Genomic DNA, 24,720 nt, shown 5'->3' on the forward strand with positions numbered 1-24,720 from the left:
AATAAAATAAATTTATTTATTGAATTGAAATTAAGCAGAGCATAGATCTTGATTCGCAAAATAAAATAATGTACTGAATGGTTAAATAATAGTCGAAAATGATTAAGTTACAGATAGTCTATAGCGTTTGTGATCGACAAATGAAAGTCCTATAATGAATCCTGAATTAAAAAGGGGTTCATCATGAAGGCAACAGCTGTCACCATTAAAACTGAACAAGATATTGAAAAACTAAGAATATCGGGTCGGCTTGCGGCACAAGTGCTTGCAATGATTGGTGAGTATGTGAAGCCAGGTGTGAGTACTGAGTATCTTGATGATATCTGTAATGATTACATCATCAATACACTCAAGGTGACGCCAGCAAATGTGGGTTATTACGGATATACAAAAACAACCTGTATTTCGAAAAATGAAGTTGTATGTCATGGTATCCCTGCTTCCAATATTATCTTAGAGGATGGAGACATCATTAATATTGATGTTGCAATCATCAAGGATGGTTATTTTGGTGATACCAGTCGAATGTACTATGTAGGTACAATTAAACCTGAAGCAAAAAAATTAGTCGATACGACTTATGAAGCGATGCTTGCAGGTATTAAAACGGTTAAACCTGGCGCGACACTAGGTGACGTGGGTCATGCTATTCAACAAGTTGCGCAACGCGAAGGTTTTACGATTGTACGTGAATATTGTGGTCACGGTATTGGAAAAACCTACCATGAGCAACCGAATGTATTGCATTACGGACAGCCTGGTCAGGGATTAGTATTAAGAAAAGGAATGGTGTTTACCATTGAGCCTATGGTGAATGCAGGCAAAGCCAAAGTTAAAGAATTAAAAGACGGATGGACAGTAGTTACAGCAGATAAATCTTGGTCTGCACAATGGGAACATATGGTTGCTGTGACTGATGAAGGATATGAATTATTGACACCTTGGCCTGAAGGTACGGGTGAATATCCTGTAATTTAATTCCCAAAAGCCTATTTTTTAAATAGGCTTTTTAATTTGTATGCGCATCAAATGATAAATAATAAATCCAATAACCAATCCCCAAAAAGCAGATCCAATGCCCAAAAACTGAACTCCAGATGCAGACATTAAAAAAGTGATTAAAGCAGCATCACGATCTAAATCTTCTTTAAATGCGATACTGATGTTATGTCCAATCGTTGCAAAAAGTGCGATCGCCGCCAAAGTGGTGATCATTTCTCTAGGGAATGACAGTAATAATCCCGTTAGTGTCGCTGCAAAAATGCCCATAAAAATATAGAACACTCCACAAGCCATACCTGCAATATAGCGTTTAGCAGGGTCTTGATGAACTTGTTCATCAAGGCTCACAGCTGCACTAATTGCTGCGATATTGGTTGAAAATGCCCCGAACGGAGCGAATATTGCTTGAGCAATTCCTGTCCAACTTACTAATTGGTTGACATGAGGTTTGTAACCATAGGATCTGATCATTGCTAAACCAGGTAAATATTGTGAAGCCATATTGATGATCAAGAGGGGAATAGCTAAACCCAGAATACTTGACCAGTGAAATTCAGGCTGAATCCATACTGGATACGTCATTCCGTAGTGAATTTTGGTTGCTGTATATTCAAAGAAAAAAGGTGTGGCGATAATGCAAGCTAACAATGTAATGACAATGGAGTGACGGGGTAATGCTTTTTTACTTATAAAATATGTACTGATCAAGATTAAAACATAGATCAATTGGTCTTGCATGACCGTAAATAATGAAATGCCAAATTTTAATAACACTCCAGCTAACATGGCGCTTGTAAGAGATTGCGGTAAAAATTCAAGAATTCTTTGAAATATTCCAAAAAAGCCCAATACAGCAGTCATAATTCCGCATATTAAAAATGCCCCTATCGCCTCATTCAAATTGTATCCTGAGCCTGTAGCGATAATCAGTGCTAGTCCTGCTGTTGACCATGATGTTGCAACTGGATATTTAAACTTCCAGCTTAAGATCAGTCCTGATAATCCTATACTCAAACCCAGTGCCCAAAACCATGAGCTAATCTGTGCTTGATTTGCACCTAATACTTGTCCAGCTTGAATAACCAGTACAGATGAAACGCTAATGCCAATTAAAAATGTAATAAAGCCAGCGAAAACAGCAGGTAGACTTAAATCTTTTTTTATTCTTGTTATCACGTCTATGAGCATTTTTATATTATTTCCCTAATGATTCTGTGAAGTTAAGATTACATTGTTGATGTCGCAAGTTTGATCCCAAACAATCCAAATAAAATACCAATAGCGGCAACAGAAGCAGCTGCTAATTTATAATGCGTGTTGAAGTAATTTGAAATTTTGATACCTGTAAAGATCAACATACTTAAGTAGGCTATACTCATTAATTGTAAAATTACAGCAAGCATTAAAAAGCTTTGGGCTGGATAAGGATAAGCTGGATCTACAAATTGAACAAAAAACGATAAAAAGAACAGTATTGCCTTTGGGTTAATCAGACTGATGAGTAATGCGGTACGAAAAGGATGAAATTTTTCTTGTTTTTGTTCAATAGAAACATTTACTTGATTTTTACTTGGGCGTTTCCAAGTTAAATAGGCTGCATATATTAATCGTATACCTAAATAACTGAGATATAAAGCACCAATAATTTTCAGGGCGAAAAAAATCCAGGGAAATTGATGCAATAACGTTGCGGCGCCTAAGACTGTTAGTAAAATAAGGATGCTATCTCCACACAAAATACCGAATGCACCTTGATAGCCCACTTTTATGCCAAAGCGAGTCGCAATAGACATGACATAGAGTGAGTTAGGTCCAGGTAATAAAATAATAAGTAATGTACCAATTAAATAGGTTGGAAGATCAGTAATACCAAACACTCATTTATCTCTTAAAAAAATAATCGAGCCCCTAAGAGCTCGATTGAAAGAATGATGGGTAGTGCAATTAAACTTTAATATCTGCATCTATGCCAAATGATTGTTTTAACAGAGAGCTGAGTTGATCTCTTGCCTTAATGAAGCCATCAATACCGCCTTGCAATAATTGCGATGCCATAAGATCTTTCTGAATTTGCGCTTTAAAATCTATTTCAGTGATTGGACTAAGCGATTCGATATTTGAGCTGTGTGCATTTGCATTTAACTGAATTTCAACTTGGCGATGATCTTGAGCCAATTCGTCAAGTAAATTCGGTGATACAGTTAAGAGGTCACATCCAGCAAGTCCGAGAACCTGTTCTACGCTACGAAAGCTTGCACCCATAACTTCAGTTTTAACCTGATTTTGTTTGTAGAACTGGTAAATATGTTTAACGGATTGCACACCAGGATCTTGTTCAATTGGATAGTGATCCACATTTTCAGCTTTTTTATACCAATCGAGAATACGACCTACAAATGGTGAAATTAACGTGACCTGAGCATCCGCACATGCTTTTGCTTGATGTAAGCCAAACAACAAAGTTAAGTTGCAATGAATGCCTTCTGCTTCAAGAACCTTAGCAGCTTGAATACCTTCCCATGTTGAGGCGATTTTAATTAAAATTCGGTTTTGATCAACACCATACGTCGCATAGAGTGCGAGTAATTCTTTAGCTTTAGCAATTGTCGCGGCTGTATCGTATGAAAGTGCTGCATCAACTTCTGTTGATACTCGACCTTCAACTACTTTTAGAATTTCCACACCTAATTTGACAGTCAGGATATCAATTGTTCTATCGATTAACTCATCTGACTGATAACCCTCTGACTTTGCTTGATCAAATGCAGCTTCAATCAGTTCTTTGTTTTCAGGGAATGAAGCTGCTGCCGTGATGAGTGAAGGGTTAGTGGTAGCATCCAATGGCTTAAATTTTTTTATAGCGTTTAAGTCACCTGTGTCTGCAACAATTGTAGTGAAGTTTTTTAATTGAGATAAAGCTGTTTCAGTCATTGCGATCTAATTCTTTGTTTCATTACTTATATCATCTTTATAACACATGATTATTTTGAAACATGCTACAAAAGTTTTAAATCAAGTTATTTTCCTACATTTTTCTTTTATTTCTGATGTGATGAATTAAAAATTGAGCAGCTTTGCCCAATGGTTGCTCTTTACTCCAAACCAGATCGATAAAATAATCAAATTTTGGGGTGAAATCTGAAAATCGTAGAACTTTAAGTTTTTTCTTTAATGTTGGTTGTTCGATAAGCATTTCAGTGGGTAAAACTCCCCATCCAAGTCCTTGTGAAATTAATCTACATGCAGAATGGTGATTGTCTGTACGCCATGCATCTTTGGAGAAAAGTAATTCAGGCTTAATGTTCCGATCGCGACTAGCGACTACAATCTGACGACTTTGAAAAATTTCTTCATAGCTCACTTTTTGATTTTGGCACAGCGGATGATGAACAGATGCAACTGGAATTAAACTTTCTTTCATTAATTCCACAAATTGTTCATTCGCCTCAATATGTTCACGCTCAAACATCAATGCTAAATGTGCTTTACCCGTTAAAATCATTTGTTGAGCATCTTCTTGTGGTGCGCTGAATATATTGATTTGTAGTTGAGGAAATTGTTGTTCTAATAAAACAATATAATCAGTCCATCTACTATGTAGTAACTCTGATACCACCACAATATTTAATTCGGTTTCGATGCCGCTACTCAAACCAAACGCATGTTGTTTCCATTGATTCATTTCAATCAATAAATGATTAGTACGTTCATACAAAACTTTAGCTTGAATCGTTGGTTGTGGTTCACGTCCTATTCTTTCAAACAGATGAAGATTCAGATCAATCTCTAAATTGGAAATCGCCATACTGACAGCAGAGGGGACCTTGCCTAACTGACGTGCGGCTGCGGAAAAAGAACCTGTTTCCATCACCGTTTTAAAAACGACCAATTGTTCTTGATTAATATTCATGTTTATTCTTTCAAAAATTTTGATAGATTCTAACTCGATCATTTAATATTATGAAAATAAAATGCGCTCATGAATAACAATGTTGATGAGTGAACGCATGTTTTTTTCAAAGAGAAGAATTATTCACGCAATAAGCTATGAAATCATTCTATTGGTGATCATCGCAATTTCTTTGAGTTTTATTTTTGAAGTTCCACTGGAAATTGCAGGTTCATTAGGTGTGATTATGGCTGTACTTTCAGTGATCTGGAATATGATTTTCAATCATTATTTCGAAAAAATTGAAGCGCGCAATCAGTGGAAGCGTACTGTAAAAGTTCGTATATTGCATGCGCTAGGATTTGAAGGTGGCTTGATGTTAGTGACCATTCCAATTGTTGCATATATGATGGATATGACGCTCATACAAGCTTTTATCGTCGACTTAGCTTTGACGCTTAGTATTCTGGTGTATACGTTTATATTTCAATGGTTCTATGATGGGATCGAAGCTAAACTGGGTTATGCACCTGAGGCTTTAAATCACTAAAACTCAAAATAAAAAAGCATCTCTATTGAGATGCTTTTTTGTTGTCATAGAAATTATTTTTCAATAATTGCCGTTACACCTTGACCACCTGCAGCACAGATCGACACAAGTACACGACCTGAACCTTTTTCATTTAAAATTTTTGCAGCAGTTGCGATAATACGACCACCCGTTGCGGCAAATGGGTGACCCGCAGCCAACGAAGAGCCTTTAACGTTTAACTTCGCACGATCAATTGAACCTAAAGGCGCATCTAAGCCTAGACGTTCTTTACAGAATTTAGGATCTTCCCAAGCTTTTAATGTAGAAAGAACTTGAGATGCAAATGCTTCATGAATTTCATAGTAGTCAAAATCTTGAAGTTTTAAATTAGCACGCTCGAGCATACGTGGAACTGCGTAAGCAGGAGCCATTAACAAACCTTCTTTTTTACCAATGAAATCTACAGCAGCAGTTTCAGAGAAACTTAAATACGCTAAAATTTCGTGACCATTTGCTTTAGCCCATTCTTCTGATGCTAATAATACACAAGAAGCACCATCGGTAAGTGGAGTAGAGTTACCAGCAGTCATTGTACGAGCATCACCTTTACCAAACGCTGGCTTAAGTTTTGCGAGCTTTTCTACAGTTGAATCAGGACGTAAGTTGTTGTCGCGCTCAAGGCCAAGGAATGGCGTCATTAAATCGTCAAAGAATCCTGCTTCATAAGCTGCAGCCATTTTCTGATGAGACGATGCAGCAAGTTCATCTTGAGCTTCACGAGAAATGCCCCACTCAAGTGTTGTGATCGCTTGGTGATCGCCCATAGATAAGCCAGTACGAGGTTCACCATTTTTAGGAGCATCTAGCAAATCTTTTACGTTAATTTTAGTTAACGCTTTAAGACGATCTTTACCTGTTTTTGCAACGTTGAGTTCTAAGAGGGCTTTACGTAATCCATCACCAAATGCGATAGGAGCATCTGAAGTGGTATCTACACCACCTGCAATACCCACCTCAATTTGACCTAATGCAATTTTATTCGCTACGAGGAAAGCAGCTTGAAGCCCAGTACCACAAGCTTGTTGGATATCGTAAGCTGGAGTCTCAGGTGCAAGCTCTGTGCTTAACACACATTCACGCGTCATATTGAAATCACGGCTGTGTTTTAGTACAGCACCAGCAACGACTTCACCCAGACGTTGACCTTGAAGATTAAAACGCTCAACTAGACCATTCAATGCTGCTGTAAGCATATCCGTATTTGTAGCTGTGAAATAAGCACCATTAGAACGTGCGAAAGGAATACGATTACCACCGATAATTGCAACACGGCGTACAGTATTTTGAGTCATAGTTTTTTCCTGTTCAGCGGAAGATTGAGTCGTAGTTGCTGAAGTTTGATTTTCAGCTTTAGTTTTATTTGTTGCTGCTGTTTTTTTGCGAGTCGTCGACGTACGAGGGCGAGTCGCTTTTGGAGTATTTGCGTTGTTGGCACTGTTTGCATTACCACTGCTCGCATTTGAACGAGCTTTTGATGTATTTGACACAGTCGCTTTCGCAGAATTCTCAGTTGTTGGATTTTCTTGAGTTGTTTTGCTCATAAGGCTTTTCCAAGCATATTTGGGATATTCTTGAGTGCTACATTAGCATAATCGCTAAGAGGTCGTATTGACTAAAATGACATTTAGCAATGCTTTCAGGTCAAGACATACATAGAGTAACTCAAGTATTATTTAACTGAAACGCAGGGATCGATTAATTTACTAAGTATCAGAGTTTGAACTGAACTTCATCTACATCATAGATCCTTCAAAAAATTATTCTATCGAGAGATCATATTCATGACTGACCAATATCAAGCTTTTGCAAAATCTCCAATTGGTAAATTTGTCATCAAAAATTTAGGTTTACCATCTCCAATTCACTTAGATCGCTTTGAATCAGCAACGCCTGTTGTTCAAGGCGCTGTTTTATTCGGTTCTGCGTCTAAAAGTCTTTTTAATGGTGAAATTGCGCAAGTTCTGAGTAATATTCATGCCAACAGCTATGCGGGAAACAATGCTGAGTTACAACAAGCTGCAGCTAAAGTAGGGTTGAACTTAGGTGCGTTTAATGAAGGCGATAAAGAGTCGAAATTCAAAGCAGTTGTGTTTGATGCTTCGGGTATTCAGGACTCTGAACAGTTAATTGAATTGTATAAATTCTTTAATCCAATTGCTCGCCAAATTCAAACTTCAGGTCGTGTAGTTGTCGTTGGCTTGACACCAGAATCAGCACCTACAGTGAAACAAGCGATTGCTCAACGTGCATTAGAAGGTTTCGTGAAATCTGTAGGTAAAGAATTTAAGAAAGGTATTGCTGCACAATTGGTTTATGTAGATCAAGATGCTGCTTTAAATCTTGAATCTACACTTCGTTTTGTACTTTCTCCGCGCTCAGCGTATGTATCAGGTCAAGTCATTCGTGTTTCAAAAGCAAATGTTGTTGATGTTGATTGGACTAAACCACTTGCGGGCAAAACTGCAGTGGTCACAGGTGCAAGTCGTGGTATTGGTGAAGCGATTGCGCATGTTTTGTCGCGTGATGGTGCTCATGTCATTTGCTTAGATGTACCACAACAACAAGCAGATCTTGATCGTGTTGCGAGTGAAATTGGTGGATCGACTTTAGCGATTGATATCACTGCACCAGATGCTGGAGAAAAAATCAAAGCTGCAGCGGCTGCTCAAGGCGGGCTAGATGTGATTGTCCATAATGCCGGTATTACACGTGATAAAACGCTTGCTAATATGAAGCCAGAGCTTTGGGATCTTGTGATTAACATTAACTTATCGGCGATTGAGCGTGTGAATGACTATTTGTTGTCTAATGAAGGCATCAATGAAAATGGTCGCATCGTTTGCGTATCTTCGATTTCAGGTATTGCGGGTAACCTCGGTCAAACGAACTACGCAGCTTCTAAAGCTGGTGTGATTGGTTTAGTGAAATTTACAGCACCAATTTTGAAAAATGGTGTAACGATTAATGCTGTTGCTCCTGGATTTATTGAAACTCAAATGACAGCAGCGATTCCATTCGCAATTCGTGAAGCGGGTCGCCGTATGAATTCGATGAGTCAAGGTGGTCAACCAGTTGATGTGGCTGAAACAATCGCATTATTTGCTTCATCTGCTTCAACGGGGCTGAATGGAAACATTGTACGTGTGTGCGGTCAAAGTTTATTAGGTGCTTAAGCTTTAGTGGTCATAGATTGTTAAATGAAAGAGAGTAATGTTCAGGCATTGCTCTCTTTATTGCTCGTATGATTTGTTATGATCGTTTTGTTGAGCTGCAAACTGTAAATTTTTTATAAAGATAAATGGGAATTTTTAACATGAAAACACGTCACTTTAGTCAATTGCCAAAAGCTTATCTAGCTTATCCTAAAGTCATTAAAGGTTTAATTTTTAAAAAACCGAAAGGCGAGAAGGCACTTCCGCAAGTGGATTACATCGTTGATGAATATCGTGTTGATCATGACCATTTAAAATCTTATAACGAAATTTGTGGTTATAAGAATAATGGATATGTACCATCGACTTACTTGGCAGTCATTTCTCAAAGTTTGCAGATGCAAATGATGACACAAGAACCTTTCCCATTCGCATTGTTGGGTTTGGTTCATATTCGTAATCAAGTTAAGCAGTACCGTAAAATTGGAGTGAATGAAACCATCACGCTATCATGTAAATTTGGCGAGTTAAAACCCCATGATAAAGGTTTGCAATTTGATTTTATTACGACTGCAAAAGTAGGTAATGATGTAGTGATGGAAGGTTTAACGACCTATCTTTCTCGTCAAAAAACAAATATTTCATCCGCTTCAAAGGCTAAAGAAGATCAGTTGCCTGAATTTAAATCACAGGGAAATTGGAAAGTCGCCGAAAATACGGGTCGTCGCTATGCGCTTGTTTCAGGTGATTTTAACCTCATTCATATTCATGCAGTTACAGCGAAAGCATTTGGTTTTAAACAAGCGATTGCTCATGGAATGTGGAGTAAGGCTAAAGCATTAGCAAGTATTAGTTTACCGGATGCTTATGATGCTGATGTTTATTTTAAGTTGCCTATGTTTTTACCATCTGAGGTTGAATTTTTAATGGGTGAGCGCGATCAAGCGACACATTTATTAGTTCGTAATGCAAAATCGCAAAAACCTCATGTTTCTGGTGTTGTGAAACCACTTTAATAAATGCTCAAGGCCTAACATATTCGTTAGGCTTTTTTATAACTATAAATCAAGGATAGAAGATGAAAATTCTAAAAGATTTAATTTACGCTGACACATATAATTATAAGGGTACGGTTCACCATCAGTTTGCAGATTTGGCACATTTGTTTAGTCGTTTACAAGACTCTCGTGCGGAACAAGGTGGTGCATCATTGGCTGTATATTATGGTCAAGAAAAAGTGGTTGATATTTATGTTGGAAAAAAGTCTGCGAGTGAAGAGTGGTCAGAAGACACGATGGCGATGTGCTATTCCACCGGAAAGGGGATCTTAGCGACTTTGGCGCATATTCTAGTGAGTGAAGGGAGATTAGACTATCGTCAACCCATAGCTGATTATTGGCCAGAATTTGCTGAACATGGAAAATCTAAGATTACTTTGGCTGACGTATTGAGTCATCGTAGTGGTTTATATGATGTTAGAAATGTCATTGCTCAAGCATCTGAAATGGCAGACTGGGATCATATGCTCAATGTGATGGCTAGCGCGACACCACGTTTTAAACCCAATTCAAATTATGCATATCAAGCACTTACCTATGGCTGGTTATTAGGAGGGCTGATTGAAAAAGCGACTCAGCAAAATCTTTCTGAGCTGATGAATCAATATTTAGTAGAACCACTTCAATTAGATGGTGCCTATTTTGGTGTCCCTCAGGATCAACTTTCAAGAATAGCCAAACCTCTAGAAAAAACAAATATTGAAAGAAAGTCATCAACTACTCAAGTTGCACAACAAAAGAAGAAAAAACAGAAAGTTTCATTTTCGGATCGTATCATTCAATATTCTGGTCAAAATCCTGATGATTTTATAGATGCAATGATTCCAAAGGGAATGAAGGGTTTTAGCTTTTTTGATGATCGTGTTCTGACTCAACCCATTCCTGCTGCTAATGGTGTATTTACAGCCAGAAGTTTAGCGAAAATCTATGCCATGATGGCGCACTATGGTCAGTTCGAATCAAAACAATTTATCAAGCCACTTGTATTCAAACAACTTTCGCAAATTCAAAGTTATGATCGAGACAAGGTGATGCCAATACCTATGCATTGGCGTTTGGGTTATCACAGAGTTATCACGCTCGGTAAAAGTGCAAAAAATGGTTTTGGTCATATGGGCTACAACGGATCAGGAGCTTGGTGTGATCCTGAAAGAAAATTAAGTTTTGCCTATACCCATAATTATCCTGTTGGGTCAATTACAGGGGATTATCGTTTGTGGAGTTTATCGCAAGAGGCATTGAGATGTGTGGATCACATTAATAATGGTAAAAAGGGATGGTTTTAACATTTAAAAAGGGGAATTTGTATTTATAATGTACACTAACTTTAACTAAAATAAACAAATAGTGACATGATGAATAAAAAAATTACCATTTTTACTAATGGGTTGTTTGATGAGTGGTGTTGTGGCAAGTACAGTACTTACACCAAATCAAAATCAGCAAAGCGGTCAGATTCCGAGCGGTTATGCTGAATTAGAATTTAAATTAGGTGATGGAAATTGGACGAAGCAAATCTATCTGCCAAACAATCCAAAAAATAATGACAAGATTAGAATTTCTTCATCGGCGGGATATACGGCATATCTAGATACTTCCAATATAGATATTCCACTTGAATCAATTCAAATCAATAGAGGAAACACATTCGACTTTATTTATAGTGAATCTTTAAAAAAATGGCGAATCAACAGTACACCAAGTGCCATTGTCGATAATTCAAGTGTACAAAATATTATATCTAATCAACAAATCATACAGCGAGTTCATCTAAAAGATGGCGCTTGGGCAAAGAAAATAGTATTGCCGAGCGATGTAACTAACAATACGGTAATGTTGATTGAATCTGATGCAGGCTGGGATTCATCAATTGATACAACAAATCTTCTTTTTTCGAGTAATTTTAATTTAAAAAAAGGAGATCGCTATTGGTTTGTATTTAATCAAAAACTAAAAAAATGGGTTCCTGAATATATCAAGCCGAGGCAAATAAATGTTAGTTCAGTGGGTACTCAGTTAAATAAAACCGATAGCCCTTTAACTGAAATTATTTTTGGTGATGGAAACTGGGTGTCACAATTCACGTTACCAAGTTCAGCATATGACCGTGATCGTGTGATCGTGAAGTCGACTGCAACATGGGAAGCTACTATTTCAAATCAGAATATCAATACCTCAGCAACTTTAAAAATAAATAGAGGTGATCGATATGAATTTATGTTTGTAAAAGAATTAGCGAAGTGGATTTTAGTTTCTGCACCAGAACGTGTGATACAAGCGAAAGATTTAAATAATCAAAAAGTTCCTGATCCTAAACAACCAGTGACACGTGTTAAGTTGGCAAATGGAAATTGGCAATCAGTAATTAATTTACCTGATCGTGCTCAAATCAATGACAAGATAATCATAAGTTCTGGAGCGGCGTGGAGCAGCACAATTCAGGCATCCAATAATTCACGACAAACGATTCAAACTGGTGAAACACTACGTTTTGTCTATACATCTCAAGGATGGCAAGCTGATAGTTCAACGATTGATATGCTTTTGGTGAGTAGTCCTGCTGTTGCAGAGAAATTAGGTGCAAATGCAGCGAAAATTAGATTGATTGAAGGCTTTGACCTAACCAATGTGTCTGCAGAGAATTCAAATGCCAAGTTTTATCTACGCAACGTTGGTTATCTGCAATATAAAACACCAGGTTCTAAAACATTAAACAATGTCCTTGATATTGGTCGTGTGGACAAAGTTATTCAGAATGAGCGTAATCGCTTAAAAGCTGATGCTATATATTATGAAGGTGATGAAGAGGGCTGTGGTTTAGCGTACTTACTTGTAAACCCTAACTCCAATTATATGATCGGTAGTGGAAGTATTAACTGTGGAATCACGGTTTTACGACATGAATTCGGTCATAATATGGGGGTGGATCATCATGATACCGCTGGACCAGCACGTGGTTTGGAGCATCCTTTGGGTAGTACGATTATGGGAGGTAATAGTATCTCTTATTTCTCAAGCCCAGATTTATTCCATCCAAAGTATGGATACCAATTAGGGGGTACGAATGATCGTGATGCTGTCACTATGATTAATAAAAATGCTAAAGCAGTGTCGCTATTCAAATAATTTATGAAAGTAATTTATATTTTATTGGGTGTAGCAGTTTTTGTGACTGCTACATTTACGTTATATCTAAAACCCGAAAAAGACAAACCATCTGCAAGCTTACAGCAGCATCAAGTTGAAAATGAACTGGGTCAAAATGTTTATGCTCATGACGAACGCCTTAAAAATAAGAATGAGTCATCGAGTTCTCATCTGATGCCTGAGCTTATGCCTGTACTAGAACAAAATGTTGAACGGCATATGTTTCTTCCAGAAAGTTTTCAGCATCGGGCTGACACGGGTTATTTATTTAAGTTTAGCCCTGATCAAGTGGCGAGCATGAAAGAGGGCAGTAAATTTCCCTTGAAACTTTTGCAATTTGGTATCAATCGTGTGGCCGAAATTACTGAGATTGAACAAGTTGAGGATGGAATTGTGAGATATAAGGGGCAATTTGAGGATTATCCTGCTGATCTAAACTATTTTACGATTACTCAAAGTATTGAAGATCAATATGCAATTATTAAAGTTTATACAGATAAAGGGTCATATTTTGCTGAAGTAATTAAAGGGATTGGACTCGCTTACCCTGATCAAGTTTTACATGATGATGGGGTTCACGTGCACCAACATACGCATTGATTCATATGCAGACTTGAGATATGGTAATTTTCACAAAATTGTTAAAATTGATTTGTGATTATGCGCCGTAGTACTGTCATCCCATTCGTTTTGATATCGTCGATTCATATGGCTTCTTGCGATCAGTCCACGCAATCAAATCAACTCTTGAAACAGAATGATTCAATAAAAAATCAAGTAACACCTCAATATATTGGTTTATATCAAGGTACTACGCCATGTATGGGGTGTTTTTCGCGTTGTGATGATTGTCCTGGTATGGCTGTTGATTTACAACTTAACGCAGACCAAACGTATGTGTTGTCACGATTAAGTCTAAGCGGTCATAACCAAGCAGAAGAAATCAAAGGTCAGTTCAAATTCATTAATACTGAGAAGTCTTTGATTCAATTAAACGGTGTTCCAACCAGAAATATCATTCTTGTCGATTTGGTCAACAAAATGCTAGAAATTCGTATCGATGGGACTGGTGAGGAATACGAAAATTTTGATGATTTTAGTTTGAATTTAACAGGTTAAATTTTCCCAAGAAAAAAGAGTTGGGTTTAAATTGTTTTTTGAATGTATGAATGATCTGTAACGCATTCACTCTTGCCAAAAAAAACAGTATGCTTAGTCCTGTAATTAGGGAGCATTCATGTATCAGGTTCTTGCGCGTAAATATCGTCCACGTAATTTTTTAGAATTGGTTGGTCAAAACCATGTGTCGCGTGCATTAACCAGTGCTTTAGAGCGTGGTCGACTGCATCATGCTTATCTTTTTACGGGGACGCGTGGCGTTGGTAAAACAACGATTGCAAGGATTCTTGCTAAATGTCTGAACTGTGAAACAGGTGTAACATCTACACCGTGTGAAGTATGCCCAACGTGTACCGCAGTCAATGAAGGTCGATTTATAGACTTAATTGAAATTGACGCAGCATCCCGAACCAAAGTTGAGGATACACGAGAATTATTGGATAACGTACCTTATGCACCAACGCAAGGTCGTTTTAAAGTGTATCTCATTGATGAAGTACACATGCTGTCCACACATTCTTTCAATGCTTTACTCAAGACACTTGAAGAACCGCCTGAACATGTCAAATTTTTATTTGCGACGACAGATCCTCAAAAACTTCCAATTACGGTTATTTCACGTTGTTTGCAATTTACTTTACGCCCATTGGCGGTTGATGAAATCACTTCACATCTCACACAAATTTTAACTAAAGAATCAATTAATGCGGAAACTGATGCGATTTGGCAGATCGCTGAGTCAGCACAAGGTTCTTTACGTGATGCACTGTCGCTAACAGATCAAGCAATTGCATATGGGCAAGGTGCGATTCACCACCAAGATGTGAAAGAAATGCTGGGTTTGATTGATCGCACGATTATTTTCGACCTTATTTTGGCGATACATCAAAATCAACGTGCTAAAGTCAGTGCTTTATTACTCCAATTCCGTCAACAAGCACTTGATGTTTCTTTGGTGTTGGATCAACTCATTTCAACTTTACATGAGTTGGCTATACTCCAATACTTACCAGACTTGAGTTTAAAATATAGTGCTGAGATTAATCAGAAAATTATGCAGCTTTCGAGCATGATTTCTGCTCAAGATCTACAATTGTATTATCAAATTGCATGTAAAGGTCGTGCTGAATTACAAATTGCAGTGACTCAAGAGCAAGGCTTTGAAATGTGTGTGCTCAGGTTGTTGGCATTCCGCCCGATGGCGAATAATGAGCAGCTGACCACTCAAGCACCTCCAGAACAATCAAATGTCTTAAAAGAAGCTGAAAATTTCAATCAGATTTCGACAGAGAATTCAGAATCTATACCGGCTGATCATCAAGAAGCAGGATCGAAAATTAGTTCACCTGAGAATAATACGAGTTTGATTCAGCCTAGTCGTGATGTAAATGATGAGGAAAATACGGATTTAATCTTATTTCAGCAGATGATGGCATCTGATGATGAGGTTATTCCAGCTGAGTCAATTCAGCCTGAAAAAACTGAATCTGAAAGCTTACATTCAACAGAATTAAATCATGCGGATGATGTCGGTCAGTCTGTATCTGTTGAGGTGAAACAAGAGAATTTAACCAACTCTGTGGTAGGCAGTGGGGAGATTGAGCTGACTTCATTTGGAGCAAGCTTTAATTCAGAGCCTGTTGAATCTTCTATTGTTGATCAAGACAATATTTTCTTTTTAGAGCCTAAGCCAAGTGAACATTCTGCTGAAAGCGCTGAATTGTCAGTTCAAGAAGAAGGATCATCGAATGGCACTCATTGCCCAAGTCTAGATCTACTTGATGAGAATAAAAATGTTGTCGCAGATGCTGGCTTAAAAGGTTTAATGCCTCAAGATATTTTAAGGCTTGAGCCTGTCGAATTGGTAGGTGAATGGGATACTCAAAAGTGGGAATATTGGTTCAGAAATAGTCCATTAACACCTGCGGTACAAGAATTAGCACAACAAGGTCTTATGCAAGGTCAAATTGATGGAACATGTGAATTCTATATCCCTGCAAAATACGAAGCTTTATTGCACTCACTCATTCCGAGTTTAGAAGCAGCACTCAAGCAATCATTTTCAAAATCTCAATTAATCGTAAAATACAACGAACCAAACGGTGAGACGCCTTTCGATCTGCAGGAAAAGCGTAAGCAAAAGGCATATCGACGTGCTGAAGAATTGATTCATCAAGAACCCGTCGTGGAAGACTTGTTAAAAACTTTCGGCGGTGAGCTACATAATATTCAGCTTAAGTCTTAAGTTGATTTCGTCATAAACGTAGTTAAGGCTTCGCGTATTGAGTTTGGTAATTCAATACTTTTACGAGAGTGACGATCGACAAATACATGCACAAAATAACCTTGAGCAGCAGGTTCTGATTGATTTTGCTTAAATATTGAAATGCTATACGTCACTGAAGATCGTCCAATCTTCTCGATAGCGACAGCAATATCAATCACTTCGGGGTAGGATAGTTCAGAAAAATATGTACATTTTGATTCAACGACGAGTCCAATGATAGGCGAAGTTTTAAAGTCAAATTGTGCGTGTTGAATAAGTAGTGCATTCGCGGCGGTGTCAAAGTAGCTGTAATAAGTGACGTTATTGACATGCCCATACACGTCATTATCAGCCCAACGGGTTTGGATTGGAAAAAAGAATTGATAGTCAGCTCTGGTTTTTTTTGAAATAGTTGTCATATTTTATTCAGAAAGTTGATTAAAGATTTCGAGTCATTTAATGATAAATTGCTTGGTAGATGCTTAAAGCATCAGCATAGCTTAGAGCTCTAGGATTGTTTTGTAAGAGGCGCGTTTGTTGCATTGCATCATTAGCTAACATCTCTAAATCTGATTCTTGTACACCTAGCTCATTGAGTTTTAAGCTCAACCCACTCTGGCTAACATGCCTTTCCATATGATCGATAAATAAATCACATAAGCCATCAGTATTGCCTTTGCTATATGGGTCAATCCATTGCATCAGTTCAGCATAGTATTTCTTCGCTTGAGGTGCATTGAATTTCAGTGTTTCAACAAGCACGATTGCATTGGTATGACCATGCGATAAGTGATAATGCCCGCCCAAAGGATAGGCAAGCGCATGAACCGCTCCAACAGGTGCATTTGCAAATGCCTGTCCAGCCAACATAGAACCTAAGAGCATTTTTTGACGCGCTTCTAGGTTTTGGGGTTGCTCTAGAACAAGTTTTAAATTTTGATTCAATAAATCCAATGCTTGTTTAGCGAGCAAATCAGAATAGAAATTTTTCTTTAGTTTTGAGGTGTAGGCTTCAATTGCATGCACCATTGCATCAATTCCTGTTGCTGCAGTGATGTGAGCCGGAAGACCTTGAGTAAAAGTGGCATCTAAAATGGCAGTATCCGCATACAGAACGGGTGAAACAATTCCTGTTTTTGTTGTTTTGCCTGTAGTGACAATAGAGATTGGTGTAACTTCAGAACCCGTACCTGCAGTTGTAGGCACTAAGATGAGTGGTAATCGTGGCGATTGAGCTTGATTGACGCCATATAACTCAGAAATCGTTTGGGTTTGATTGGGGTGTGAAAGTACGGCAATAATTTTTGCCACGTCTAAAGAGCTACCACCGCCAAAACCAATGACTGCATCAATGTGTAAACGTATTGCTTCATCTACTGCATTTAAGATGACTTCCTCAGGAGGGTCTGCAACGACATCGGAAAAAATACTGAACTCAGTCCCAGTAGCGTTGAAAATGTGAAGAATAGGTTGGTGGAGGTGATGATCAATCATTCCTTGATCTGTGACGAGAAGAACTTTATTAAATCGATGTTGTTTTAAAATTGAGCCAAGCTGTTGAATACTCCCTAAACCAGAAATAATATTCCCGACAGTTTGAAATTGAAATTGGCTCATCACACATCCTTTTTGCGCTTTAAATAAGATTATTGTTTTACAGTTCTATAGGATTCACTCCTTAAATAACTTAACATATGCACTGCGAAAGTATATGTATTTTTGAGGCGAAGATGACGACGAAAATGCCATACAAAATTTTATGTGTATGTTTAGGAAATATTTGTCGTTCCCCAACAGCAGAAGTGGTAATGAAACACTTTGCTGATTTAGAAAAATTAAATATTGAAGTTGATTCAGCTGGAACCAGTAACTACCACCCAAACAAAGCGCCTGATCATCGAAGTCAAAAGCACGCATTGAAACGAGGGTATGATTTATCTTCATTACGTGCGAGACAGATTCGTATTGAAGACTTTAAGGAATTCGATTTAATCTTGGCGATGGATCATGAAAATCTAGTCAATATTCAGAAACTTCAAGTTGAAGCAGCGCAGATATTTCAAAACCATGAATTGCGAGCAAAAATAGAGCTCATGAGTGCCAAGGATCATTCATATTTAAATCAACCCGTACCAGATCCTTACTATGGTGGAGATGATGGCTTTGAGTTGGTCTTAGATCAATGTGAGTCGAACAGTAAAGCATGGATTAGTTACTTAAAACCAATGTTGCAGCAGTCAAACGTTGAGTAAGATAAAAATATGATTGATATTCAAACTAATATACAACTCCAGTCTTTCAATACGTTGAATTTAAATGCTGTTGCATCTCATTATTGTATTGTTCGATCTCTTCAAGATTTGCGAGAAGCAATTCAATTTGCTGAGCAAGCTCAATTAAACATGATGATACTTTCTGGGGGGAGTAATATGCTGCTTCCCGAGTATCTAGATGCTTTAGTTGTTCAATTACATTTAGATGATCTTGTCCTGCTTGCTGAAGATGATACCAATGTAACAATTCGAGTAGGTGCTGGACGTCACTGGCATGAGTTCGTGCTATGGACAACAGAGCAAGGTTTTTATGGATTGCAAAATCTCGCATTGATTCCAGGGTGGGTGGGTGCTGCACCTGTTCAGAACATCGGTGCCTATGGCGTTGAAGTCGGTGAATTTATTGAATTTGTAGAGGCTTTTGATCGTACTAAAAATGAAAACGTACAAATCCAAGCGAGTGATTGTCATTTTTCATATCGACACAGTATTTTTAAAGATCACCCTGAGCGGTTTGTTATTACTGCGGTCATCTTTAAATTACTTAAACACCCACAACTCAAAATGCATTATGGAGATTTAAAAGCTGCGATGGGCGATGACATTACGCCATATAATTTACAGCAACAAGTGATCAAAATTCGTCAAACTAAACTCCCAGATCCTGCAGAATATCCAAATGCAGGGAGCTTTTTTAAAAATCCGATTTTAATTAAAACGAAATTTGAGGAAGTTTTACAGCTTCATCCCACGATTCCACACTATCCTCAAGCGGATGGTTCCGTAAAAGTTGCAGCTGGTTGGTTGATTGACCAATCAGGCTGGAAAGGAAAAAAATTAGGAAAAGTGGGAATGTTTGATCGACAGGCTTTAGTTTTAGTCAATTACGCTGATGCATCTCTTACAGATGTGCAAGCAACCTATCGCTCTGTGCAGCAAGATGTGTTAAATAAGTTTGGTATTTTATTAGAACCTGAGCCTGTTTTGTTCGATCAAAAAGGTTCTATTCAATCTCATTTGGTTTAAAAAGGACAGTATGTCTAGAAAACATTGGATGGTGACAACGGTGCGTATGATGGCGATCATATTCGCACTTTTGAGCTGTCTCATGGTTTTCTGGTATACACCATTTTATTCAGCACTTGTTGTGAAATCACTTCACGCATTTGTCCCTATCAAAGTTGACGAAATTGCGGCCAAGAGCCAGCAAATGGCAGCGTTAACTGATAAGGAGGATTTGGAGCCTGGTTCAAGGTTGTGGATTGCAAGACAAGCTTATCTCAAACTTATTGAAGAACAATTGAATGATCAAGGGGCTGAACAGCTTGCTGAAATTCAAACTCGCTATGTGTTATTAAAACAAAAAATTAAAGATGAATTGCTTACAGATATAAATACAAAGAATGAAACTAAAGAGGATGTTGTCTTCTCAATTGATCAGCCTGATTTAGCCAGTGATGTTGCCATAAGCCAAACTGATTCAACAAATTCATCCATCAATGAAGAAAAAAATCAGCGCTTGGCTTTAATGGAAAAATATGAATTTTTCCTTAGAAATCATCCCTTAGAAGATGATGAGGTTCAAAAATTAGATCCGCAAATCTATAAAGATATCGCGTTGATTCAAAATGAAAATAAAACTTTATCAAATCAACAAGATAAACCTTATGCGATAGTAGTGTTGGGTGGTGGGTTGACGCTAGGGGATAATAAAATTGATATCGTAGTTAATGATTACACACGCTCTAGACTAGAAAAAACACTTGAGATTGAGAAGCAAACGGATTTACCTATTGTGTTGAGTGGTGTTGAAGCACCGTACATGCAATCTTGGCTAGCATCGCGTGGCGTAGAAGCGAATCTATTAGAGCAACGCAGCATGAATACCTGTGAGAATACACGCTTTAGTTCATTACTATTACAAAAAAAAGGAGGAGCGCCGACAGTGATTCTGATTACCGATCGTTATCATATGACACGTACACGACGTCTTTTTGCTTTGAACGGTATCAAGACAATTCCTGTTGAAGCGCCTATGCCTACAATGCTGACAACATGGCGTCCTAGCCAATTAAATTACGATCACAGTCGTCGTGCAAATTATGAATTACTTGCCACGATCAGAGATGTAATGTTTGGCTCTAGCGGTTGTCGGGAGGTGCCATAATGTCTGATATTCCATTTCTGAATCCAAATGTGTTGAAACAACTCGATTTACCCATTCCGAATCGAGAACAAACACCACTAAGGTTGGAACCTTTAAACTTAAATCGACCTTATTCTCCTTCGAAAGAGATTCAAGCTTATCGTCATCTTTACGCACTTGATCGTCTTGAAGCGAATTATTGGCAGGGTTATATCAAAATGCCTTTGTTCAAACTTCATGTGCAGGTGTATCAACCTCGCATAGAGCAGGTGAAAGGTACTGTATTATTATTGCATGGCTATTTGGAACACAGTGGGATTTACCAACCAATTATTGGTGAATTGCTGGATCAAGGGTTTAGTGTTTTAACTTATGACTTGCCTGGACATGGGTTAAGTGATGGCAATGCTGCCAGCATTCAGAACTTTGATCATTATCAGCAAGTACTCCATGCGGTTCACCAATATGTAAAACAAGCTGATCAATTGCCTAAACCATGGCTAGGTATCGGACAGAGTACTGGTGGTGCAATTTGGATGCATCATTTGTTGGAGTTTGCTGAACAACGTAAAAATCCAATTGTAGAACGCGTATTGCTCTTGTCGCCGTTAGTCAGACCTGCAAAAACAGCATGGTGGCATAATCCAGTAGGCTTGGGCATCATTCGCCGTATCAAACGTGAAGTTCCAAGACATTTTAAGCGCAATAATCACAACCCTGAATTTTTAAGATTTGTACGTCTAAAAGATCCACTACAACCGCGTATGATGGGGATGGATTGGATATTAGCAATGTCAAAGTGGATGTTGGAAATGGAAAATCGACCTGCATGCCGAATTCCAGTTTGGCTCGCTCAAGGTGCCCAAGATCAAACCGTAGACTGGCGTTATAATATCGAATTTATTCGCAGAAAGTTTCGCCTTCAGACCTTGCTCATGTTAGAGGAGGGATCTCATCAGTTGATCAATGAGCGTGCGGATATACGGGCAGCATTAACGGGTTTAATCCCAGCATTCTTACATGCGCAAAGTCATAAAGGATACTTTTAAAATAAAGGTGCTGATTTCAGCACCTTTTTGATGAAACTAGAATTTGCTGGCATCTGCCAAATTCCACATTCTGAAATAGAAATTTTCTTCGTCTTTATCTTTACAGTTCAATAGTTGACCCGATTCTAACCAAAAATGTAATTGAGCATAATTTTTGATTTCACGATCATTTATACGTTGCGCGAGATGATGAGCTTTAATTTCACTCGGATGATTTAAACCTGCAGCTGCTATCATTTCCGACAGTGCATGCAATGTATTTTTGTGGAAATTATAAACACGTTCTGCTTTCGTTGGTACATGTACTGCTTTTTGGCGCTCAGCATCTTGTGTTGCTACCCCAACAGGACACTGATTGGTATGGCAACTTTGAGCTTGGATACAACCGACAGCAAACATAAATCCACGAGCTGAATTCACCCAATCTGCACCTAAGGCAAAGGTACTTGCAATATCAAAAGCACTGATGATTTTACCACTTGCACCAATTTTTACTTTATCTCTTAATCCAGCACCTACTAAGGTATTGTGTGCAAACAAGAGCGCTTCACGCAGTGGTGTTCCGATATTATCGCTAAATTCAATCGGTGCAGCACCGGTTCCACCTTCTGATCCATCTACGACGATAAAATCAGGAACAATATTGGTTTCAAGCATCGCTTTGACAATACTCATAAATTGCCAAGGCTGTCCGATACATAATTTGAATCCAACAGGTTTACCACCTGATAGTTCACGTAACTTTTGAATAAAATGCATCATTTCAATCGGTGTATTAAAGCTAGGGTGGCTTGGCGGGGAAATACAATCGCGATCACGAGGAACACCACGAATTTTCGAAATTTCTTCTGTAATCTTATGTTTGGGTAAAATACCGCCGTGACCTGGTTTTGCTCCTTGAGACAGTTTTAGCTCAATCATTTTGATATTGGGATGTTTTGCTTGAGCTTTAAATTTTTCAGGATCAAATAGACCGTCTTCAGTTCGACAACCAAAATATCCACTGGCGATTTGCCAAACAATATCTCCATTATTTTCAAGATGGTAGGGGCTTAGGCTTCCTTCGCCAGTATCATGATAGAACTGACCCATGTGGGCACCGAGATTAAGTGCGCGTATTGCATTAGCACTTAGACTTCCAAAACTCATGGCTGAGATATTCATGATTGATGCGATATAAGGTTGAGCGCATTGATCATTACCCACTTTAATACGGAAGGTGCTGGAATCAGCTGGGAGTTTCGGTGCAAGAGAGTGGGTAATGAAACGATAGTCATCTTGATATACATCAATAATTGAACCAAAAGGCTTATCAGCATTTTCATTCTTTGCACGCTGATAGACTAAGCTACGTTGCATTCTTGAAAAGGGTAAAGCGTCTTGGTCTGATTCAATAAAATATTGACGAATTTCGGGTCTGAAATCTTCAAATAAGAAGCGAAAATGCCCCATGATTGGGTAGTTCTTTAAAATTGAATGTTTATTTTGAAGTACATCATATAGGCCTAAGACACTGAGTAAACTGGTCAGTAGCCAAATAATATTAATGACACTGTCGGATAGAAAATAATAAATATAATGGGGGCTGTAAAATAGCCTAAGCCACGTAATACTCAGGGCGATGATAATACAAGCGAACCATACAGAATGTCTTGAAAAAAAAGTGTTCAGTAATTTATGTCTTATTGCTTGAGCAGGACTTGCCATTTTTATTTTCCATCGTTCTTTACTGTAATTACCTTACGAACTTCTATGGAATCAGACAAGTAGTGAATTGTTAGCTTACAGCTGTAAGCTAACAATTTATATTTATAGGTTTAGTTTTCTTCCGAAGGAAGCAACATAATGATCGAACTATTCAAGAGTTCAGCGAGATCTTCAAGAATATGTTGATCATATAAACTTTCATCTAAAGCGATCATTTCACCATCAGCGATACGTTTTAAATGAGGTTTAAATTCTTCGGAGATACATAAGCGCTCTCCATTTGCCCAAAAGTTAAGTTCATCATTGAAGTTGCTATACAGCAAACGTGAAGCAGGTTCGATTTTTAATAAATAACCTTCTTCAAGTGCTTCTTCTAAATCACCTGTTCCAATTTCGTCATTTTCTGGAATATTGTTAGGATAACCAGGTTGCGAAGCGAGACACATGATGGCTTCATTTAGCATCTCAGGATTTTGCAGTTGAGCTAAAAGTTGTTCGCGCAAATAGCTAAGCTCATGATCTGAAATTTCGCCGACAGCAGTGCTGACAGAGCGTGTGATATCTAATAATGGTTTTTTCAGTTGCTCTTGTTCTGAAAAAGAATCACCAAGACTATCCATCATGTCTGAGATATTTGGCATGCGGAAACCGAAAGAATAGGTTAAACACTCATCTTCAGCTACGCCATAATGAGAAAGACCAGGTGGGACATATAGTAAATCTCCTGGCGCCAAAACTTCATCAAAATGAACTTCCATTTCTTGCAAAAGTTTTAAAGGCTGACCTGCAACGAGTGCTGTCTGTTCATCACACATTTGGCCTAATTGCCAACGGCGATGTCCGTAACCTTGAACTAAAAATACATCATAAAAATCGAAGTGTTTACCGACAGAACCACCTTGTGGTGCGTAAGACACCATAATATCTTCACGACGCCATTGAGGAATAAAAGGAAATTTTTTCCATAACTCAGCAAGATCAAACGAATAGTGATCGACCGCTTGAACGAGTAGTGTCCATAATTTTGGCATTTTTTGGAAGTCTGCTTTGAGCAGTGGCGATGACTTCACATTCCATTGATTAGGGTCACGATCTTTTTGTTTGATCAAACGTGCAGTCACGTTTTCATCGAGTGCAAGCTCCATAACATCATTGGGTTCAAGTAAACCCACAATTTCAGGAACTGCATTACGAACGAGGAGCGGTTTTTTTTGCCAATATTCCGTAAGGAATTGCTCAGCGCTAATACCGCCGAGAACGTCTAAAGTTTGGGACATAATAAGGACTACAATTTAGTTTGGCTTATTGTCCCTTGAACGA

The 24,720-nt window shown here is 38.2% G+C and carries 22 protein-coding genes; 13 read left to right on the plus strand and 9 right to left on the minus strand.

Going from position 1 to position 24,720, the window contains the following annotated elements:
• The first annotated feature begins 183 nt into the window (after positions 1-183).
• Positions 184-978 carry a type I methionyl aminopeptidase gene (gene map / locus AC1M9I_RS10135; protein ID WP_481610994.1) on the plus strand — a complete coding sequence of 265 codons (795 nt, stop codon included), beginning with the start codon at positions 184-186 and terminating at the stop codon, positions 976-978.
• An 18-nt stretch (positions 979-996) separates the two neighbouring features.
• On the opposite strand, the gene AC1M9I_RS10140 is transcribed toward map, so the two are convergent.
• From AC1M9I_RS10140 to aceR, 4 genes are all read right to left on the minus strand, one after another.
• A complete protein-coding gene (locus AC1M9I_RS10140; RefSeq protein ID WP_481587691.1) occupies positions 997-2,175 on the minus strand; it encodes a benzoate/H(+) symporter BenE family transporter in 1,179 nt (392 codons plus the stop codon).
• Between the two features lie 53 nt (positions 2,176-2,228).
• The gene (gene leuE, locus AC1M9I_RS10145; RefSeq protein WP_481610995.1) at positions 2,229-2,879 is read right to left on the minus strand and encodes a leucine efflux protein LeuE; all 651 of its coding nucleotides are present in this window, start codon (positions 2,877-2,879) and stop codon (positions 2,229-2,231) included.
• 67 nt (positions 2,880-2,946) lie between these two features.
• Complete coding sequence (gene tal, locus AC1M9I_RS10150; RefSeq protein ID WP_481610996.1) at positions 2,947-3,933, minus strand: transaldolase; 987 nt, start codon at positions 3,931-3,933, stop codon at positions 2,947-2,949.
• A gap of 94 nt (positions 3,934-4,027) precedes the next feature.
• Positions 4,028-4,912 carry an HTH-type transcriptional regulator AceR gene (gene aceR / locus AC1M9I_RS10155; RefSeq protein WP_481610997.1) on the minus strand — a complete coding sequence of 295 codons (885 nt, stop codon included), beginning with the start codon at positions 4,910-4,912 and terminating at the stop codon, positions 4,028-4,030.
• 97 nt (positions 4,913-5,009) lie between these two features.
• Between aceR and aceI the strand changes: the two genes are divergently transcribed.
• Complete coding sequence (gene aceI / locus AC1M9I_RS10160; RefSeq protein ID WP_092767850.1) at positions 5,010-5,441, plus strand: chlorhexidine efflux PACE transporter AceI; 432 nt, start codon at positions 5,010-5,012, stop codon at positions 5,439-5,441.
• 53 nt (positions 5,442-5,494) lie between these two features.
• On the opposite strand, the gene AC1M9I_RS10165 is transcribed toward aceI, so the two are convergent.
• Positions 5,495-7,024 carry an acetyl-CoA C-acetyltransferase gene (locus AC1M9I_RS10165; RefSeq protein ID WP_180028195.1) on the minus strand — a complete coding sequence of 510 codons (1,530 nt, stop codon included), beginning with the start codon at positions 7,022-7,024 and terminating at the stop codon, positions 5,495-5,497.
• Positions 7,025-7,264: 240 nt separating this feature from the next.
• Between AC1M9I_RS10165 and AC1M9I_RS10170 the strand changes: the two genes are divergently transcribed.
• The 7 genes from AC1M9I_RS10170 (at position 7,265) to dnaX (ending at position 16,204) form a co-directional block, all read left to right on the plus strand.
• Positions 7,265-8,656, plus strand: a complete 1,392-nt coding sequence (locus AC1M9I_RS10170; RefSeq protein WP_035266061.1) for a 3-oxoacyl-ACP reductase — start codon at positions 7,265-7,267, stop codon at positions 8,654-8,656.
• 140 nt (positions 8,657-8,796) lie between these two features.
• On the plus strand, positions 8,797-9,651 hold the full coding sequence (locus AC1M9I_RS10175; protein WP_481610998.1) for a MaoC family dehydratase: 855 nt from the start codon (positions 8,797-8,799) through the stop codon (positions 9,649-9,651).
• Between the two features lie 68 nt (positions 9,652-9,719).
• On the plus strand, positions 9,720-10,979 hold the full coding sequence (locus AC1M9I_RS10180; RefSeq protein WP_481594884.1) for a serine hydrolase domain-containing protein: 1,260 nt from the start codon (positions 9,720-9,722) through the stop codon (positions 10,977-10,979).
• A 109-nt stretch (positions 10,980-11,088) separates the two neighbouring features.
• The gene (cpaA, locus tag AC1M9I_RS10185; RefSeq protein ID WP_481610999.1) at positions 11,089-12,819 is read left to right on the plus strand and encodes a metalloendopeptidase CpaA; all 1,731 of its coding nucleotides are present in this window, start codon (positions 11,089-11,091) and stop codon (positions 12,817-12,819) included.
• Positions 12,820-12,822: 3 nt separating this feature from the next.
• Positions 12,823-13,440 carry a metalloprotease secretion chaperone CpaB gene (cpaB, locus tag AC1M9I_RS10190; protein WP_481611000.1) on the plus strand — a complete coding sequence of 206 codons (618 nt, stop codon included), beginning with the start codon at positions 12,823-12,825 and terminating at the stop codon, positions 13,438-13,440.
• Between the two features lie 60 nt (positions 13,441-13,500).
• Positions 13,501-13,959 carry a copper resistance protein NlpE N-terminal domain-containing protein gene (locus tag AC1M9I_RS10195; RefSeq protein WP_092767797.1) on the plus strand — a complete coding sequence of 153 codons (459 nt, stop codon included), beginning with the start codon at positions 13,501-13,503 and terminating at the stop codon, positions 13,957-13,959.
• 118 nt (positions 13,960-14,077) lie between these two features.
• Complete coding sequence (dnaX, locus tag AC1M9I_RS10200; protein WP_481594874.1) at positions 14,078-16,204, plus strand: DNA polymerase III subunit gamma/tau; 2,127 nt, start codon at positions 14,078-14,080, stop codon at positions 16,202-16,204.
• Here the strand turns inward: dnaX and AC1M9I_RS10205 are convergent.
• Together AC1M9I_RS10205 and AC1M9I_RS10210 are read right to left on the minus strand one after the other, a co-directional pair.
• Entirely contained in the window at positions 16,201-16,644 is a 444-nt protein-coding gene (locus AC1M9I_RS10205) for an acyl-CoA thioesterase (protein WP_481611001.1), read from the minus strand. The genes dnaX and AC1M9I_RS10205 overlap by 4 nt on opposite strands.
• Before the next feature lie 37 nt (positions 16,645-16,681).
• Positions 16,682-17,842 carry an iron-containing alcohol dehydrogenase gene (locus AC1M9I_RS10210; RefSeq protein ID WP_481611002.1) on the minus strand — a complete coding sequence of 387 codons (1,161 nt, stop codon included), beginning with the start codon at positions 17,840-17,842 and terminating at the stop codon, positions 16,682-16,684.
• 113 nt (positions 17,843-17,955) lie between these two features.
• Here AC1M9I_RS10210 and AC1M9I_RS10215 point away from each other — a divergent pair, with 113 nt between their 5' ends.
• The 4 genes from AC1M9I_RS10215 to AC1M9I_RS10230 are packed head-to-tail and all read left to right on the plus strand — an operon-like array spanning position 17,956 to position 21,693.
• Entirely contained in the window at positions 17,956-18,477 is a 522-nt protein-coding gene (locus tag AC1M9I_RS10215; RefSeq protein WP_481590721.1) for a low molecular weight protein-tyrosine-phosphatase, read from the plus strand.
• 12 nt (positions 18,478-18,489) lie between these two features.
• Positions 18,490-19,524, plus strand: a complete 1,035-nt coding sequence (gene murB, locus AC1M9I_RS10220) for a UDP-N-acetylmuramate dehydrogenase (RefSeq protein ID WP_481611014.1) — start codon at positions 18,490-18,492, stop codon at positions 19,522-19,524.
• A 10-nt stretch (positions 19,525-19,534) separates the two neighbouring features.
• Positions 19,535-20,665: a YdcF family protein gene (locus tag AC1M9I_RS10225; protein ID WP_481611003.1), complete on the plus strand. Its 1,131-nt coding sequence runs from the start codon at positions 19,535-19,537 to the stop codon at positions 20,663-20,665.
• Positions 20,665-21,693 (plus strand): alpha/beta hydrolase, encoded by a 1,029-nt coding sequence (locus AC1M9I_RS10230; RefSeq protein WP_481611004.1) that lies wholly within the window; start codon positions 20,665-20,667, stop codon positions 21,691-21,693. The genes AC1M9I_RS10225 and AC1M9I_RS10230 overlap by 1 nt, the downstream gene beginning before the upstream one ends.
• 36 nt (positions 21,694-21,729) lie before the next feature.
• Here AC1M9I_RS10230 and AC1M9I_RS10235 read toward each other — a convergent pair whose 3' ends face one another.
• Together AC1M9I_RS10235 and AC1M9I_RS10240 are read right to left on the minus strand one after the other, a co-directional pair.
• Entirely contained in the window at positions 21,730-23,400 is a 1,671-nt protein-coding gene (locus AC1M9I_RS10235; protein ID WP_481611005.1) for an FMN-binding glutamate synthase family protein, read from the minus strand.
• Between the two features lie 110 nt (positions 23,401-23,510).
• On the minus strand, positions 23,511-24,677 hold the full coding sequence (locus AC1M9I_RS10240; protein WP_481608073.1) for a ribosomal protein uL16 3-hydroxylase: 1,167 nt from the start codon (positions 24,675-24,677) through the stop codon (positions 23,511-23,513).
• Positions 24,678-24,720: the final 43 nt, after the last annotated feature.

Source organism: Acinetobacter sp. ANC_7553 (assembly GCF_056779895.1).